The sequence below is a fragment of the Caballeronia sp. LZ043 genome (genome assembly GCF_031451075.1).
Taxonomy (GTDB): Bacteria; Pseudomonadota; Gammaproteobacteria; order Burkholderiales; family Burkholderiaceae; genus Caballeronia.
The window spans coordinates 336,919-353,320 of sequence record NZ_JARUXT010000003.1 but is presented as its reverse complement, the minus strand read 5'-3'; the positions used below and the strand labels follow the sequence as shown (position 1 = coordinate 353,320).

Sequence of the window (16,402 nt, the reverse complement as noted above, 5' to 3'; positions counted from 1 at the left end):
CAGGTGGAACCGGTCCCCGCGAAAGACCCAAAAAAGCGGACGTGCATGCTCGTGCCCGCCCGCTGCGGAGGACGTCAGTTCGCTGCTGCCTGCACCTTGACGAAGGCGGGGAACTTGACCTTGGCGTTCGCTACCGACTTCGGCCAGATCGCGACCTGCTTGCCGTTCTGCCATTGCAGGTTGATGCCGGTGATATACCCTTCGCCGTACTTCAGCGCGTGCGTGAACTGATCGTTCTTGCCATAGAACTGCCAGCGTCCGATTGTGCCCACATAGTCGGTCTTCTCAAGTGCATCGACCATCTTGTCCGGGTCCGTCGAACCTTGATTGCGGTGAATGGCATCAGCGATGATGTACACGAGGTCATAGCTCGTGAAGCCGTCATAAGCCGGCGACACGCCGCCGAAATGCTTCTGGTACGAGTCCACGAAGGGAACGGTCTTCGGCGTCATGGCGACGCCCGGCGCCGCCGCTGATGCGGTAATCACGCCTTCCGTCGCGCCATTGGTGTCTTTCCAGAAGCTCGTCGTGGTAGCTTGCGAGCTTTGTCCGGTCATCGGGATCGGCACCTGCTGGTCATGCCATTGCACGGTAGGCTGCACGCCCACGTGACTGATGCCCGTGGTGATCGTGTCGGGATGCTTCGCTTCGATCTGGTTGAAGATCGGCGTGAAGTCCGAGGTGTCCGGATTGAAGCGGATATGGTCCAGCACCTTGAGCCCGGCTTTCGGCAGGCATTCGAGGAAGCGTTCGTCGAGCGGTTTGGTCCAGGCCGCGTCTTCGCTCATCACCACCGTCGTCTTCATCTTGAACTCGCCCACCAGCACATCGTGCGAGAAATCGCAGATGGACTGCGCGATGAATGCCGACGTCATCCAGCCGTGGAAGGTGTACTTGTAATTGTTGTAATCATCGTGGACGCGTTTCGAGATCTCGTTGCTCGCGGCGCCCGGCGTGATGAAGGGCATCTTCAGGCGCGCGGACCACGGCTCCATCGCGAGCGCCACTTCGCTGATATAGCTGCCGATGATCGCCACCACTTTGTCCTGACTGGCCGCGCGCTGAAAGGCACGCACGCCGTCCGAGGCCGACGAGTGGTCATCGTAGGCAATGATCTGGATCTGCCTGCCGTCCACGCCGCCATGGGCATTGATCTCTTCCGCCGCGAGCTGCGCGGCCTTGCTGATGGAAGCGCCCGCGACCGCGGACTCCTCGCTGATGACGCCGATCCTGATCGGCTCCCCCGCTGCATGCGCGCCCGGCGACATGCCCAGGCCCGCTCCAATCAATGCGCTCATGGCAGCTGCGGCACGGGATCCCCGCCACGTCTTGATCGTGGACATCATCAGCCTCCTGTCGACCGGAATCGCGGAGGATTCCGGTTGCCGCGCGAAGCGCGTTGTTTTCGATTTGTGGAGCGACGCAAGCCAGACACATGCAGCAATCAAGGATTTGCCGATGAACAGTAACACCGTGAAGTGCAGCGAATGAATCAGTGATAACGAGGAAGGGGGAAGCGCGCACAAATGAGGCGCCACGCGGGTGATCTGGTTTTGCGATGCAGCAAATCCGGATTCATGGCGGGGTCGCGACCTGTCACCAGGGCCATATAAGCGCGTTCTCCCGGCTCGGCCCATGTTCCAGAACGTAATCCAGGTCGTCCAGCAAGTTCCGGAAGTCAACGGGCCGCTTGCGGATCTTTTCAAGCCCGAGCACGACAAAGCTGTAACTATCGGGATTGTCCTTCATCGCGGGCGAAATCGAATCTCTCACGTGACGCAGGACATCTTCCACTTCAGACTTGTCGCCATAGGCCTCTTGCACCCTCGCCACGTCCAGGCGGCCGCCGGCGTCCTTGAACTTGTACGTGACCGCAAAGGGCGCGAAGCTCTCGGCGGCGTACGGAAGCATCCACCTCACCATTCCATCGTATTTCGGCAGCGTCGCCACCTGATCGAGCGGCAGGTCGACCATGTTCCCAGCGGCATCGCTGGTTCTCAGAAAGCCCGCTGCGTTGCTGACCAATCGCTCAAGATGATAACCGCGACTGCCGGTCTGAACATACATGTCAATGTGGGTATCGTTCACCATATGGAAGCTCTCATGAAGCATGGTTCGCGCAAAAGCTTGTGGATACGCTTGATGATGATGGTCCTGCAACAGCTGCACTCCGTCGGAATAGACATTCATCATATAAGGCTGACGCTCTCCGAAATCGATTGCGGAACTTGTAGTTCTTTTGCCGTACCACGAGATACGGACAACTTGCGGCGCTGTGTAGCCTTCGCCAGCCGGGACCGACATGACCGATGCGCTAACCTCTTCATCTTTGATCCTGTAAAAAACGTCCTTCGAGCTTCGCAAGCGCCTGAGCGCAGCAAGGGAGTTCTGCATTCTCGATTCCAGTTCAGTCTTCAATGCGGGCGAATGCTGTCCCATGAACATGTCCAGGAGTCTGTCCACCGAAGCGCGCTCAGCCGGGTCCCGGAGGACTTTCAGGCCAACGGTCAGCGATTCCCGTGCCGACTTTCGTCCGGCGCGCACGTTGCCTCTGAGCACGCGCGCACGCACCTGGCTCAAGCCTCGCTCCGTCAGCAGGATAGCCTTGCTTTCGGAGGCGTCACGCGCCGCGCCAAGCATCGGCGCCTGCCGCCATCCATCGGCGGTGTAGGAGACGAGAGGCCCGGGCCGGGTCCAGTCGTCTGGATAAACGAGGCGAAACTGTTTCAGCTTTTGATCGAAGACAAATCCATATTTCTTCCCACCGGATTTCACAACATACTTCCACGGAGCAACCTGATCGATTTGCTCCCTGACGATGGAAAGGCCCACGTCCGCATCTGGAGCAAGCTGGCCGCGCGACGGACCCGCCGCGAGGTCCGCCCCCAACCGGTTGCCACGCAGATCCGCTCGCAGATACTCGCCTGCTGGAACCTGCCTCGACGACAGCTGGAAAGCGTCGCTCAATGGAGTGAAAGCGAGGCTGTTTGCCGCCGCGGGAACAAGCGCACCCGGATTGCGAACGAAAGAGAGATTTCCTGGTCCTGCGACGTTGCTCCACTTCACGGGTTTGACGCGGAAGGACGAAGAAAATGTTGGAAGCGGAACGGGGCTGAAGGCTTCAATCAACATCCGGGTTAGCAGGAGAAACGAGGTCCGGAAAAATTCAGGAAGCGTCGGGGATACCTTGAGGGCGACATAGTTGTAAAGCCCCCGGCCTCTCAAACCGTATCGCAAGCCTTGCAGGACCACCTTTTCGAAGCCGACTTTCGCTCCTGCGCTGACCATCCCTGCCCCCCAGGGAATAACCGCAATGGCGACTGCCATGACGTCTGACAATACTTGTTCAACCCTGACGCTGTGCTCCGGATCAAGCGCCAAGCCATGCCCGGTGTCCCAAAAAGGCACAAGACTGGCATAAAGCTGCCACAGTTCCGGTGCGTAAAACGACGCTTTCAAACCCTGTTTCAACGTAACGAGATGTTTACGGGTAAGCCGAACCAACTCCGGCACCAGCCCCGTTTCTGCACGCAACGGCACAGCGCTCCCAGCTTCCAGCTGGTTCTCGGGTATGTCGATGCCGATGTCCCATACTGCCCAGCTTGCTGAACATCCGTACCCGTCGCCGATATACGGAAGTTCGTACCAGTATGGAAGCATCGCCATCTCTTCGTAGGTTTGAAGCTCGCAGGTGTCACGCGGATCACCCAGCCCGTCGCCATGGTAACGCGTCAGCATCCACTTGCCGCTCTTCAGCTTGATCAGGAGGTCGCTTGTGCCTTCGACGGCGTTATCAACGAAATAGGATTGCCTGATCGAATAAAAGTCGTCGATCTGCAATGGCACTTTCAGCAGCGTGAAATTCGCGATCCATGCGGCCTCGTAGTCGAGCGAACCGCTTTTCTCATATTCGACGAACTGCTGATAATAGGCGGCATCTCCGTTTGTCAATGTATTCGGCTTGATCTGCGACAGCGAGAAGAATTCTTCCGGACGCTTGGGAACGTACAGCGGATTGAACTTTCTCGATGCCGCTTCGAACTCATCGAGAATCGCTCCCACCAGCATGACATCGATGGAAGCGGGCTCGTCCCCCGTCTTCACAAGATGGTAGAGCGTCGCGGCTATGGCGCGTGTGCCTTCCGCGCGCTCTTCGTCTTCGACATCCTTCATGCAGGTATTGATCAGTTTGTCGGCCAGTTCTTGCGCGGCGACGATGTCGCGATAGTCCCCGCGCCAGGTAAAAGTGCGCTGCCCGGAAGGCACCGACGACAGCTTTCCTATCAAGGCCGCATATTCGTCCATGCTGGAGAACTGCTGCTGGAGATAGAGACGGGCAGCGTCGATGACGTGCAACTGTTCGCTCTCGCTGTTTTGCGAGAACTCAAGGATCATCTCGTACGTGAGTTCCGCTATCAGATCGCTGTACATGAGCCCATACCGCCAGTGACGGCCTGTCGGCGGCTGGGATTTCAGTGCTTCGAGCGCTACCCTTTCTCTTTCGAAGCCAAGCGCAACGCCTTCGACGAAGCGGTTCTCGGAATAAAGATCGGTCAGTGCATCCTGGTCGAGCACAAGCTTTTCGATCTCGTCGTGAAGCGCGTTGACACGCGCTTGTTCCTTCTGCCAATAAATGCGCGTGACTTTCTTCTTGTTCCAGTTGTTGACCGCGGTCGCTCTCATTATGCTGCCTATGGCCATCTCGATCCCGATGGCGGCCATCGTCTCTTCCCACTCAGCCGACCCGAATTGCGCATCCACCGTCTTTTTCTGCGCGGCCAGATCCGCCTTCGCGACGCGCAATCTCTCTGCTTGCTCACTGACTTGTTCAGGCGTCAGGCCGCGCACGGCGCAGGACTCGGTGAAATCGGGATCGGAAAGCGCATCCTGATCTGCCTGGAAGAGCGGCCAGTAGCGTTTGATGGTCTCGGCATCCCACGTCTGTTTGAGTTTGCTCATGTCGGGGGCGGGCACGGTCGTTCTCAAGCTGCCTGAGGAGTCCGAGATCGACTTGAGGTAGGCAACCTGGTATTTCAAACCGAGTGCCCGACGGAATTCGCCGCTCGCGGGCTTCAGGTAACTGCCATGGAACGCATGATCCGCCGCGTTATCGAGCAGTTCGATTGTCTGCGACCAGGTATGCGGTCCAATGCCGCCGACGGCGACTTCCAGCGATGCACTGAATCCATGGAACGTGCCGACTTCGAGAAGATCCTGCAGGCCGAGGGAAGCTACACTGCCGCCATAGAGCTGCCATTGGCCGTCCGAGATGATCACGACACAGGACGCGCGCCCCGATGAATCGCCGAAGATGATCCCCATCTGCGGCGACAGCAGCATGAACAGCCAATAGCGACCATTCACGCTGATACAAAGCTGTCCCGACTCTGCATACACGACGCCTTCACGACCCATGCCAACGCCATCGTGATGAAGCGCATGCGCCGTATCGAACGTGTCGATGATCCGCGTCAGTTCGCCACTGACCGAAGGGAGCGCGCCAAAGCCTGAAGCGATATCTTCCTTGTCCCGAACGAGCTCAAGTTTGCCGCTGGCTCCCGTGCTGAAGAGCCCCCAGCCCCGACCCGCGACATAACCTGCAATATTGGAATCCGCGACCCGCATCACCGTCTCGGGAGCCCCATCCGCGAATGCCCTCGGATTGAGATCGACTCTCCAGCACCGATGCAGTCTGCCTCCGACACGCAGATACCGCCCCCAGTCCAGCATGGCATAGAGACCCGGAGATACCGGCGCCAATTGCGAGAGATCGGGCGTTTGCGGCGCGGCGGATGCGGCCGCCAACAGTAGCCCGAGCGCCCTTGACGCCCCGACGCGCTCTTCTGCCCAGTACCCGTCAACCCCATTGTTCAATATCGAATGCCAGGCTCCGCTTGTGTCCTGACCGGCAAGCAACGGAGCCGACGTCGCGGTCGCCAGGTCAACGTCGAGCCGCCATACGAGGGTCAGGATTTCCTCCGGGAAATAGTTGACCCGCCTGGTTCCGACTTCACTGCATCGATACAGGGTGTCGTCGATCCGCAGGTACTTTGCTTCTGAGCCTGCTTTGCGATACATGCCCGGGGGTTCGTCGGCCACCCATGCCGACGTCCACGGCTCTCCAGCGAGCGTGGCCTTCGCTCGCGCAACGAGGTCCGGAGAGAACGCAAGCTTGGCCGGCAGATGCTCCGGCTTGACGACCCTCGCAAACCTCCACAAGCTGCCCGGCTCCTCGCGCTTGAGATACAGGAACGGTCCCGCCGTCTGCTTCTCCTGCGTCACTCGAAGCAGGTTCTCGTGCAGCACCACGGCCGGCCAGAAACTGCCGTTTGCATAGAGATAGGTGCCGTCCCAGTCGGTATAGACCTGGCCCTCCCAACCGGCGGCTTGCTCGGCATATTTGAAGGATTCTTCAGCGTCCCATCGCCTGAGCGTGGCGCCAACATCTTTACCGAGACGGCTTGTGCCTGGTGGAACGACAGCGGCTTGCGCGAATGTGGCGCCAAGCGCGAGAAACCATGCGCCGCCGTCGAGCCTCCTGATGTCGAGGAATGTCTCCGGTTTGTTCACGGGATGGATCGTCGCTTCGTGATAGGCGCCTTGCTTGCCGTCATAAGTGTAGGGCCAGTAACGACCCGACACGAACAGATAGGCCCTCACTCCCGCAGCGTCCCAATACACACCGTCCATATGCATGGCGCCGAAGTCTCCTCTGCGTGGCATATAGCTGTCTTTAGCATCGAAGCGCAGCGATACTTCCGCACTCAAATCGGGATCGATCTTCGCATTCCTCGGCAGCGGCCATGGCGGGATCGAGGATTTGCCGCGCGCGGGGGGCGCGCTTCGCCGTCCGCGTCCGGCGAGTTCGACGGCCTGCATGGCGAATGGCGCATCCACGACGATCTCAAAGTCGCGCTCCGTCAGCAGACGTCCCGCATCCAGGTCGTCCGGGGCCACCAACGCCTCCGGGCGACGGCTCTGCCACGCGTTGAACGAGGCCCAGCCAATCATGCCGAGCGACGCACTGCCGAGCACCGCGAGCGCCGTCAGTTCGCCACGCGTCGGACGCCAACCCGCGTGTTCGTCGCGTACAGCATCGGGGACGGCATCCGGAATGGGTTCGGGGTCGAGCATGGGCTGTTCGATGTCCACCGCGGTCTGCTTCCCGACCCCCTCAACCCTCTCTGACGCCGGCGCGCCTTCCATCACCAGCGCTTCGCTTTCGGCCTGTCCGCTGGCGCTGCCGTCATTGGCCCGGCGTGACGGCTCAGGCACCGCGCCCCTGCGAAACGCCCTCCAGACATAGACGGAGGTCAGGAGCAGCAGGAATGCGCCCGAGAGGCCGACCGCCCAGCCCAACCTGCCGCCCGACTGCGCCCTCTCACCGGACGCGATGACGAAATCGCGCAGCCTGATCTGCCCGTCTTCAGTCCAGTATTCGAGGTTGTTGGATATGAATGCGTCGGGAGAATCGTGATGATCTGCGTTGATGTCCAGAACGGCGTCGGCCGCTTCGGTCGGCAGCGGGGCCGCTGTCGGGTTCGCTGTCAGCGTGGTCGAGAACCAGCGGGACAACAGCCCTCCGCCTGGCAGCTTGGCGAGGCGCGGCCTCACCCACCATCGGCCCATGACCCGCACCAGTGGAGGACCTGCCGCGCGATCATTGACACGCTCTCCGGACACGACCGCATAGGCACGCTCGTCGCTGTCCCAGTGCACGAGAAAAAGCCGGCCATCGTCGACGACATAACGGTGTGCCCCGCTCATCACAAAGCCGTCCTGATCCTCCTCTCCCGCGATTGCACACCGCTGTGCCAGTTGCGGAGGAATGACCGACAAACGCATGGCATCGTCATTGCCCGCGGAAGGTTCCACGAACACTTCGCCTGACAACGATGCGAGGGTCTGTTGGAGCGCATTCGCCAGCAAGGCTTCCGTGCCTTCTTCAAGCTTCTGCCTGAGCCGCCGTATCGACGGCGTGTCATCGTCGGCAAGGGCGCCGCACACGGCGGCGGCCCAATCGAACCAGTTGCGGGCCTTCGATGGTTCGACATGAATCCGTGCGCGCACGGCGCAGAGGTCGGGAACCAGCGGCAGCAGTTGCGCAAGCGAAGTCATGCCGCGCCAGCCCAGCAAACGAAGATGTTCGACGTCGCGCTGCAGACTCCGGAGGGATGCATCCCGGCCCGGCGGCTCCGAAGTCGCCAGCCGATGCAGCGACCAGGTCAGGCGTACCAGCAAGAACGCATCGAAGAGCGATCGCTGGGCGGGGTCCTTGCAATAGTCCTGCAACAGGGCCGTCCAGTCCCACTGTTCCGAATACAGCGAGAAATGCCGGACCGCCATGGCGGCATGACCCAGACCTTTGGCCGTCGCTCCGGGAAGGAGACCGAGCATCGCAAAACGGCCGCTTGACACATCCTCGTTGATATCGCTTGCGACGATCCTGATGAAGTCATCCGCGGTCGCCATCCAGTCCTCTTGCGGCCGGACCCGGTGTACCCATGAACTTACCTGCTTGATGAACGGGCCGCCCGGAACGTAACACAAGGCAACCGAAGACAGCGCGGAGCCGATGGTTCGCCAGTGCTCCCGCATTGCCGCCATCAAGCCGCCTGACCAGCGCGCTTGCGACCCTCCCTTCATGATTCGGTGCAGGATGTCGAGCCACTTCTGGAAATCTTCATCCGCGATGATCTCGCCCAACAACCCGGCCCGCAAACATTCCGGGGCGTTCAGCAGCGCCCGGACATCCGGTCCGGAAAGCTCCGAGACAAGCCAGCTGGCGCGTTCGACCACTGAGGCTTCAGCCGGAAACGCGTTCACGCGCAGCAGCAACGCCCGGCTCAGGCTCACCACCGGCGTGAGGCGAGCGGGCAGAAGCTTCAAGGCCGAATCGGTGAGCCGGTCGCTTTGAAGCGCCGTGAAAATCCAGTTCAGTTGTTCGCTCAACGGCCCCGCACGCGGGAAAGCCGGGCAGTGCGCGTCCTCGCTGGCCCGCAGCACGTCGCCAAGCTGGCGCCCGAGCGCCGACAGCGGTTCCATGAAGGGCGGCAGCCACGGCGGCGCATCGCCCTCCCGGAACGCTCGCCCCAGGTAGTCGGACAAGGTCGCGTCCCCGGGAAGCTCGGTCAGCGTCTGGATTTGTCGAGTCAACCATCCGACGGTGCGGACAATGCCGTCCACTTGCGCCATCGCGCCGTCGGGCAATGAAGATTCCAAGGCGGGCAAAAGCCGTTCGATCCGGTGCACGACGGATGCAACGCGCCCTGTCACCTCGCGTAGACCGGATGCTTGTCCGGGAGACGCAAGCTCCGCCACGACGTCCATCACTTCAGTCAGGCGCTTGAAGACTTCCTGCACCGAAACAGGACAGCCGGCCAGACCGCTGCACGCGAACTCCTCCATGAGGCAGCGCAGGGCTTGCACTTTGCCTTGCCAGGGGAGGTCATTGCGGTAGATGGCCGAAAACGCCCGAAAAAACTCGCTCGCGGCTGCGCCTGTCCGCAACACGCCAGTCAATGCGTCGATGGCCGGATGAAACCGCTCTGCCAGGAACGCCCGCAAGACGCGGTCATCCACGCGGGCGATATAGTCGGCCAGACATATCAAACGCAACTCGAAGTTCGTCGAGTCAGACAAGATCGCGCAAACCTTGTCATAGCCCACGCGGAAGGCATCGAGTTGCTGCTTGATCGTGGTGAGCGCGTCGACGTCATCGGACCCGTTACTCTCCAGCCAGCCGCGGAGCGCCGCGAAAATCTCCTGCCAGCTTCTGCTCTGACTGACCTGCTCGAAGGCGAGATACGCGCGCTCCGTCTCCGTCCGGCAGAACGTCAGCGCGTCGCTGCCCTCACGGCGCGCGTTGAGCCGACGTGCAAGGACGGGAGGCAACTGCCCGGCCAGTTCATCGCAGACCGCATCGAGTCCGAGGCGCGAGCCGCCCGCCTCGTGCAAGACCTGCTCGGGCGTCGACTGCAACAGACGGCGCAATTCACGGACGGCCTTTCCATACTGAACCACACTTCTTAACGTGCCGAGCCTGCGCTGAACAGGGGAAGGCAACTGGTGCGCATGGAGGTCGAGCACGTCGATGCAGTCTTCGGCCCTTTGCATCCAGGGGCGTCGTGGATCATCGAGCGCTTGCAGGGCGGCCAGCACCCGCCGGGAGGCTTGCCAGAGATGCACAGCATCTTCCAGGCTCTGCATCATGCCTTTCATGCGCGGCCCGATGGAAGGCGGCAGCCATTCGTCGAATGACGCCGAGAGCCGCGCGGCTTGAAGCAGCTGCTGATCCCACGGCGCGTCGCTCTTCCTGATTTCCGCCAGTTGCCCCAGCGTGCGATTGGCGACGAACGCCTGCCGGAATACCCCTCCCGCAAGTTTTATCACCGTGGGGACGAGCAAGCGTTCCAGCATGCCCGCCAGCGCAGCTTCAGGCTTCTCGCTGGCGCCCGCCGCCGCGGGCTCGCATGCGTCCTCTTCCCCGTGTTCGATGATCCACGCATTCGAGGATCGGGATTGCCCTGACGGCCTGCGATTGCGCAGTACGTTTGCTTCTGAAGCGAGCATCGGTAGCCTCCGCTGGATCCATGAACGCGACGCTCATCGCCGAACGTCCTTCTGCCGTCAGACCGCCTCGTCGAACGGCGGCTGCTGCGATTTGACTTCCGTCTCTTGCACGCTTGCGACCGTCTTCTGCTTGTCAGTCAGAACGACGGGCACCGTCACCGAGAGATTCAGCGAAAGGCGCGGCTTGTTGCCGAGCGACTGCCAGAAGTTGCCGAGACTGTTCAACTCGGCTTTGGGCGGAATCATGCGCGCATAGGCGCCGGGCATGCCGCCGATCTCCTGATTGTTGATGAGCGCGTTGACGACCTGATTCATGACCTTGAGTGACGGGTTGTCGGGCGCGCTGCCGGGACTGCCGGGGCTGATCTTCTCGGTCTGACCGATATCCCAGTACGTGATGATGTAGTTGCAGCACACATTGACCCATCCCGGCGCGACGGTGGACTGCTTCGTCTCCGCATTGTAGGAAGTCATGCGTCCTGGAGACGTGCGCATCTGAAGGTCTTCGGAGATCTGATAGAGGAATACGCTCAGCGTGGGCTCCGACGGCGGATTGTCGGCATTCGGAAGATCGAAGATGATCGACACGCCTGAATCCAGGTCGATGGGCACATACTCGACCAGCGCATCATAGATAGCCTGATTGAGGTTGAGGATGGTTGTATCGGACGCGATGATGTCTGCCATGTGCATGCTCCTTATATCTTCAAGCGCCCTGATTTGGCGAGTTCACGCAGGCTGGCCTGCTCGATGTGATGTTTCCTGACTACCGGCGAGTCCTCGGACATCGAGAGCCATCCCGCCAGCAGGGCAATGTTGCGGATGCTTGCGCCGGTGACGTCGATGCGTCTGGCCAGATCCGCGAAATCGATGCTCTCATCCACTTTCATCTGCGCCGGCCAGATGGCGCGCCACATCACTTCGCGCAGCGCCGGGTCCGGATAGACGAAACGTGTCACAAAGGTGAAGCGCCGGATAAAGGCTTCATCCAGATGGCCGCGATTGTTGGTCGCGAGAATCACGAGACCGGGGAAGGCTTCGAGGCGTTGCAGCAGATACGACACCTCGATGTTGGCGTGGCGGTCGTGTGCGTCCTTGACCTGACTGCGCTTGCCGAACAGTGCATCGGCTTCGTCGAAGAACAGCACGCCTGCGTCGGCCTCGGCCATATCGAAGATGCGCGAGAGATTCTTTTCCGTTTCGCCGATGTACTTGTTCACCACGCTCGACAGATCCACCTTGATGAGATCCGTGCAAAGCTGTCCGGCGAGGATTTCCGCGGCCATCGTCTTGCCGGTTCCGGAGGGACCATGGAACAGCGCGCTGATGCCGGTGCCGTAGTGAATCTTTTCGAGGAAGCCTCGCTCGAGCAAGGCTTCACGATGCCGTACCGCCGCGACGATCTGGCCAAGCTGAAGACGCATGTCGGCTGTGACGACGAGATCAGCGGGAGTACGCTGGGGCTCGACGCGCGTCGCCAGGTTGCCGAAGTTCTGCCGCGCGCGATGGCGGAGTGCTTCGGTCCAGTCGCCCTGGCTGGTTTCTGCATCCGGCGCGCGCCGGCTTCGATAGAACGATGCTTCCCAGCCGATCTGCGCGAGTTCGTCCGGCTGGAAGGCAAAGCGGCGGCTGAGAGCCAGTGCGTCGATCGCTGCGTCGCCCACTTGCACGACGAACGCCGCGGCCCGTTCCTGTGCCGTGCGCGGCGGCATGTCGAAGGTGACGTGTGGAACGCCCGCCAGACGCAGCACGCTTGCGCGACGGTCCTCCAGACATAGAATCGGCACCACCGCGCCGCGCGCGCAGGCCGCGAGCTGCGCCAGCAGCGTGTCGCGCACCGCTGCCGCCGCGCCTTCAAGACCGCAAATGACCGCTGCACGATCATGCAGGCGCGCGTTGCGCAGGGCCTGAGCGAAGCGGAAAGACGCGGGCTCCTCTTCCGTCGGCAGGCGCTGCACATCGATGATGAGCGCGCCGCACCGGTATGCAGCGAGTGCACTGACTACCTCGCTCTCGGCGGCATCGCGCAGCGTCACCACGGCCGGCGACGAACTGTCGAAGATCGCGTTGCGCAGGACGTCGATCAGCGCGGTGATGCGTGCATCGCCGGCTTGCGCGGAGAGCGCTTGTTCCCATCGACAGAACAATTGCAGGTCCGTCGGTTGCAAACGATTGCCTTGCAGGAAGTGAAACACCTCCAGCGACGTGCAGAGCGGCGTGCGGCCCCAGCCATCGCGCGCGGCATCGCCGGGATGAACGGGTACCAGGAGTTGATGTTCATGCAGCGGCGCTTGCGGCAGAAAGCTCTGGTGCGCGGCATGGCGTTCGGCCCACGATGAACAGAACAGGTTCAGCGCGAGTTCGACGGTGGGATAGTGACGCCCCTTTCCCTGCAGCAGCGCCAGCATGGTCTGATAACGCGTGTCCAGATGCGGCAGCACGCCGAGCAGGATGATCTCGCGTTCGAACCGGTCGAGACCGAAGCGCGCCACCAGCTGGTCGAGCGGCGCGTCAGCTTCGGACGGCACGCTCGCGCCGGAGGAGCGTTCGCTTGCCAGATCTTCCGCTTCCATCCAGCACGGAATGCCGCGCGGGGCGTCGAGTCGCGCCTCGATATCCTGACGCGAAAGACACACGTCGCCCGACCACATCCGCTCCATGCGCACGTGATATTCACGCTGCAACAACAAGTCGATGCGCTCGACTTCGTGCATCAGGCTATTCCAGGCATCGGCGGAACGCTGCCGTTCCACAGGGTCGACTATGAGCGGTGAAGTCATCAGAACATCCTCGTATCGAGGTTCGGTATCGGCCAGTTCACTTCAATCGGCTTCAGGAGCCACGGCAGGACGACGGTGGACAAGGGCCACGGCAGATCCCGCAACAGGATGTCGAAGGGTTGCGGTTCTATCGTCAGCACGGGCACGGGGCCTTGCGTGGACAGTTGACCTGGACGCTGCAGGAACAGCGCGCGAATGTCTTCCGGCTGAAGGGATTTCCAATTGGGCAGTTTCATCGGCAGCTGGGACAGCCAGTTTTCGAGCAGTGTCCTGGTCTGTTCTTCCGGGGGCTCGGGTGGGTCGTTGTCTTCTTCATCGGTGAGACTTGCCAGGCCGCACAGACGGCGAGCAAAGCCATGCGTGCGCAGCGCGAGTCCGGCGTCTTGCCAGATGAGCCAGTCGAGCCATGCGGCTGCCTGCTCCTGCGCTTCAGTGCTTGCGAATCGTTCGCCGTCCCAGAGGTGCAGACTGCGAAGAAGATCGGGCAGCAAAGGCCACAGGACGATCAGGCCTGCGCCGGCTACGGACTGCACTTTTGTTGTCGCGCTTTCGTTTTCGGGTCGCTGTGCGATGCGGCGTTCGGGATAGGCGCGCGCCAGGCGCTCCAGCCGTCGCGTTTCCGCTTGCGTGAGACTTTTTCGCAGGCTGGCGCGGACGGTTTCATGGCGCCATAGCTTGGCCTGCCAGCTGCGTATTTCCGCGTGTGAGGACTTTTCCATGAATGCGAGTGTTTCGCTTAAGCGCGCGCCCTTCAGTTCATGAATGTCCGGTAACTCGGGAATCTGGCTTGAATGAGCGAAGGACGGATTGTTTCCAAGCCAGATCAGAGCCTTGAGGAAGATAGCTAGCTCTGTCGCCTCCGTTTCGCCCCGCAGCACTTCCAATGCATGAGCCGCTTCAGGCATCGTCCTGGCGCGTTCCAGCAGGAACTGCCGCGATTCGCGATGCAGGCACGCTGGAGCCAGCCAGGTGAGGATGCGCTCGGACGGCTCGTCCTGGCCCAACGACGCAAGGTGTTGTTCGAGCAAAGCCAAAGTGACCGAGTGGGATTGCAACGTGCGTTTTTGCCCAAGGACATCGGGCCGTGGCGAATCGATCGCGCTTGGCTCGGCTTCGGTTAGCGAAGGCTGCTCTCCTTCGCGAGCGAAGACGTCATCCGGGGCAATGGTCATTTCGTCAAATTCCACGGACTCGGCCGCAGGAGATTGTTCCGCAATAACATGTTCCGCAAGCGCTCGCTGCAATTCCGCAAGAATCCGCTTCGGCATGACCGTGTCAATCTCGTCGCGCCGCATGGTTCCGATATCCAGATGCAACTCGGCGATCTGGATATCGGCCTCGCGATGAAAGTACTCATTCACGAGGTTGGAAATATCCTCTTTTAACGAGCCGCGAAACAGCTTCGCGCAATGGTCCGTCACCGTGGCGTGGATATCAGTGCGCGTGTCCACGATCAGCGAGACGCTCTGGATGATGGTACGCATGATGTCCCCGTTTAATCGGCCGCTGATGGCTCGTTCGCTACACCTTCATGATGTAGGCGAGTTGGTAGTACGGCGGATTGACCGTGACGGTGTGGCCGTGCTTGGGGTCGGTGACATCGAACTTGATGGGTTCACTCCATCCTGCGGTCGACATTGTGAAATCGCCTTTACTGGTGTCATAGGAGGCATAGACATAATCGTGACTCGTCGCTTCCTTGTCTCCACCCCACGCCGAGTTGGATCTGACTACGCTCATAAGCATTTTATTGCTATCAATAAACTCATGTTTATGGACAGGCATTTCATGTTGCGTGAGCAAATGATCTTTCACGCCCACGTTGCAGGCATCAGTGGTCGTTGTCGCCTGAAAGCCTGAATCCGACCAGCTTGCACCACCCTTATGCGAACCAGCGGAATCACCGAGCGTCTGGGACCCCAGCACGAAGCGCTTCCGCAGGTCCGGCAACTGAACCTGGGTGCCATCGGCGGCAGTTACCTTGGAGCCGTCGCAGAAGTGCCATCCTTCTGGCGCCGTGCTTCCACAGAACATCATGATCATGCCGCGCGGAAGCAATGCGTCGGTATCGACCCTCACGCCGGACGAACTGACCTTGATGTACTTGTCGGCCTTCACGCTCACGGAGTCGTTGACAATTTCGGCACCCACACCCACCTTGACGTTGACTTCGTTGCCTCCGAGGTAAAGCGCACTTCCAGCGCCTACTCTGATGCTGCCGGCGTCGAACTGAAGGCCTCCGCCAAGCTTCACGGACAGCTTGCCTTTGTTGGCTGCATCGCTATCCGCGGCGATCTGCAAGCCTGCTCCAATCGTATTGTTCGTCTGATCAGCACTTTTACCGATAGCCCTGCGCCCGCACTCGGCCATGTCTATCAGTGCAGCGAAATCCGTGTCCAGGGGTACCGATCCGGCTGAAAACCGGGCCTTCAGCTCGGCAGTGGTCGTCCCGTTGCTGTCGGAGACTGAATCGCCTGGCAATTGATTCGTTTCGTTTTCCATGGTGCGTTAAGCCTCAATTGAGTTGACTGCGTTTGCGGTAGACGTCGTCTGGAACAAAAAACAGCGCTTGCCTCAAGAGCACGTCCAGATTCCATTGATCCCCATCGGGTCCCAGCACAGCAGTTCTCTGCTCGGGGGTAGCAATGCGCACAGCGCCGATGCCGGTGCTCAGGCTGGCAGGCGGCCGTCCCAAGCCCAGTTTCCAGAGAAGTTGAAAAGTGGACGTACTGGCCACGGTTTTCCCGTTCTGCCACGCGGCATAGCTCAACGCGAAGCTGCCGAACGATTGCGGGTTGCTCTCGTCCGAATCGAGCCAGTGAATCATGAGTCTGATATGCGCCTGCAATTCAGCCTGGACGCAGCGCTTGATCCACGCTTCGGTCGCCTGGACATCGCCGTTCTCCGGCAGCATGTTGCGGTTGAGCACCAGGCTCACGATCATCGAGAAGCGGTCGCCGATGTCGAGCGCATGCCAGGCATAGCCCTGTTGCTTCGATACAGCCGGCAGCACTTGTTTCTCGCCTGCTGCGGGCTTGATCGACAGCGTT

The 16,402-nt window shown here is 60.7% G+C and carries 8 protein-coding genes; 1 reads left to right on the top strand and 7 read right to left on the bottom strand.

What is annotated here, in order from left to right; all coding sequences use genetic code 11:
* Nucleotides 1-74: 74 nt before the first annotated feature.
* Nucleotides 75-1,298, bottom strand: a complete 1,224-nt coding sequence (locus QCE64_RS21840) for an ABC transporter substrate-binding protein (protein ID WP_309923475.1) — start codon at nt 1,296-1,298, stop codon at nt 75-77.
* Between the two features lie 37 nt (nt 1,299-1,335).
* Between QCE64_RS21840 and QCE64_RS21835 the strand changes: the two genes are divergently transcribed.
* The gene (locus QCE64_RS21835; RefSeq protein ID WP_310006197.1) at nt 1,336-1,491 is read left to right on the top strand and encodes a hypothetical protein; all 156 of its coding nucleotides are present in this window, start codon (nt 1,336-1,338) and stop codon (nt 1,489-1,491) included.
* Between the two features lie 105 nt (nt 1,492-1,596).
* On the opposite strand, the gene QCE64_RS21830 is transcribed toward QCE64_RS21835, so the two are convergent.
* From QCE64_RS21830 to QCE64_RS21805, 6 genes are read right to left on the bottom strand one after another with little or no spacing between them, the layout of a single operon-like run.
* Nucleotides 1,597-10,572 carry a hypothetical protein gene (locus QCE64_RS21830; RefSeq protein ID WP_310006195.1) on the bottom strand — a complete coding sequence of 2,992 codons (8,976 nt, stop codon included), beginning with the start codon at nt 10,570-10,572 and terminating at the stop codon, nt 1,597-1,599.
* A 57-nt stretch (nt 10,573-10,629) separates the two neighbouring features.
* Entirely contained in the window at nt 10,630-11,259 is a 630-nt protein-coding gene (locus QCE64_RS21825; RefSeq protein ID WP_309923469.1) for a DUF4255 domain-containing protein, read from the bottom strand.
* 11 nt (nt 11,260-11,270) lie between these two features.
* Nucleotides 11,271-13,352 (bottom strand): ATP-binding protein, encoded by a 2,082-nt coding sequence (locus QCE64_RS21820; RefSeq protein WP_310006193.1) that lies wholly within the window; start codon nt 13,350-13,352, stop codon nt 11,271-11,273.
* Entirely contained in the window at nt 13,352-14,836 is a 1,485-nt protein-coding gene (locus QCE64_RS21815; RefSeq protein WP_310006191.1) for a contractile injection system tape measure protein, read from the bottom strand. Before QCE64_RS21815 ends, QCE64_RS21820 begins: the two co-directional genes overlap by 1 nt.
* 37 nt (nt 14,837-14,873) lie before the next feature.
* Nucleotides 14,874-15,854 carry a tail fiber protein gene (locus QCE64_RS21810; RefSeq protein ID WP_309923462.1) on the bottom strand — a complete coding sequence of 327 codons (981 nt, stop codon included), beginning with the start codon at nt 15,852-15,854 and terminating at the stop codon, nt 14,874-14,876.
* A gap of 13 nt (nt 15,855-15,867) precedes the next feature.
* Nucleotides 15,868-16,365 (bottom strand): hypothetical protein, encoded by a 498-nt coding sequence (locus QCE64_RS21805; RefSeq protein WP_310006189.1) that lies wholly within the window; start codon nt 16,363-16,365, stop codon nt 15,868-15,870.
* Nucleotides 16,366-16,402 lie beyond the last annotated feature (37 nt).

Coding starts and splice junctions, on each gene's coding strand:
- QCE64_RS21840 (WP_309923475.1), bottom strand. CDS start 1,298: ATGAGCGCATTGATTGGAGCGGGCCTGGGCATGTCGCCGGGCGCGCAT.
- QCE64_RS21830 (WP_310006195.1), bottom strand. CDS start 10,572: ATGCTCGCTTCAGAAGCAAACGTACTGCGCAATCGCAGGCCGTCAGGG.
- QCE64_RS21825 (WP_309923469.1), bottom strand. CDS start 11,259: ATGGCAGACATCATCGCGTCCGATACAACCATCCTCAACCTCAATCAG.
- QCE64_RS21820 (WP_310006193.1), bottom strand. CDS start 13,352: ATGACTTCACCGCTCATAGTCGACCCTGTGGAACGGCAGCGTTCCGCC.
- QCE64_RS21815 (WP_310006191.1), bottom strand. CDS start 14,836: ATGCGTACCATCATCCAGAGCGTCTCGCTGATCGTGGACACGCGCACT.
- QCE64_RS21810 (WP_309923462.1), bottom strand. CDS start 15,854: ATGGAAAACGAAACGAATCAATTGCCAGGCGATTCAGTCTCCGACAGC.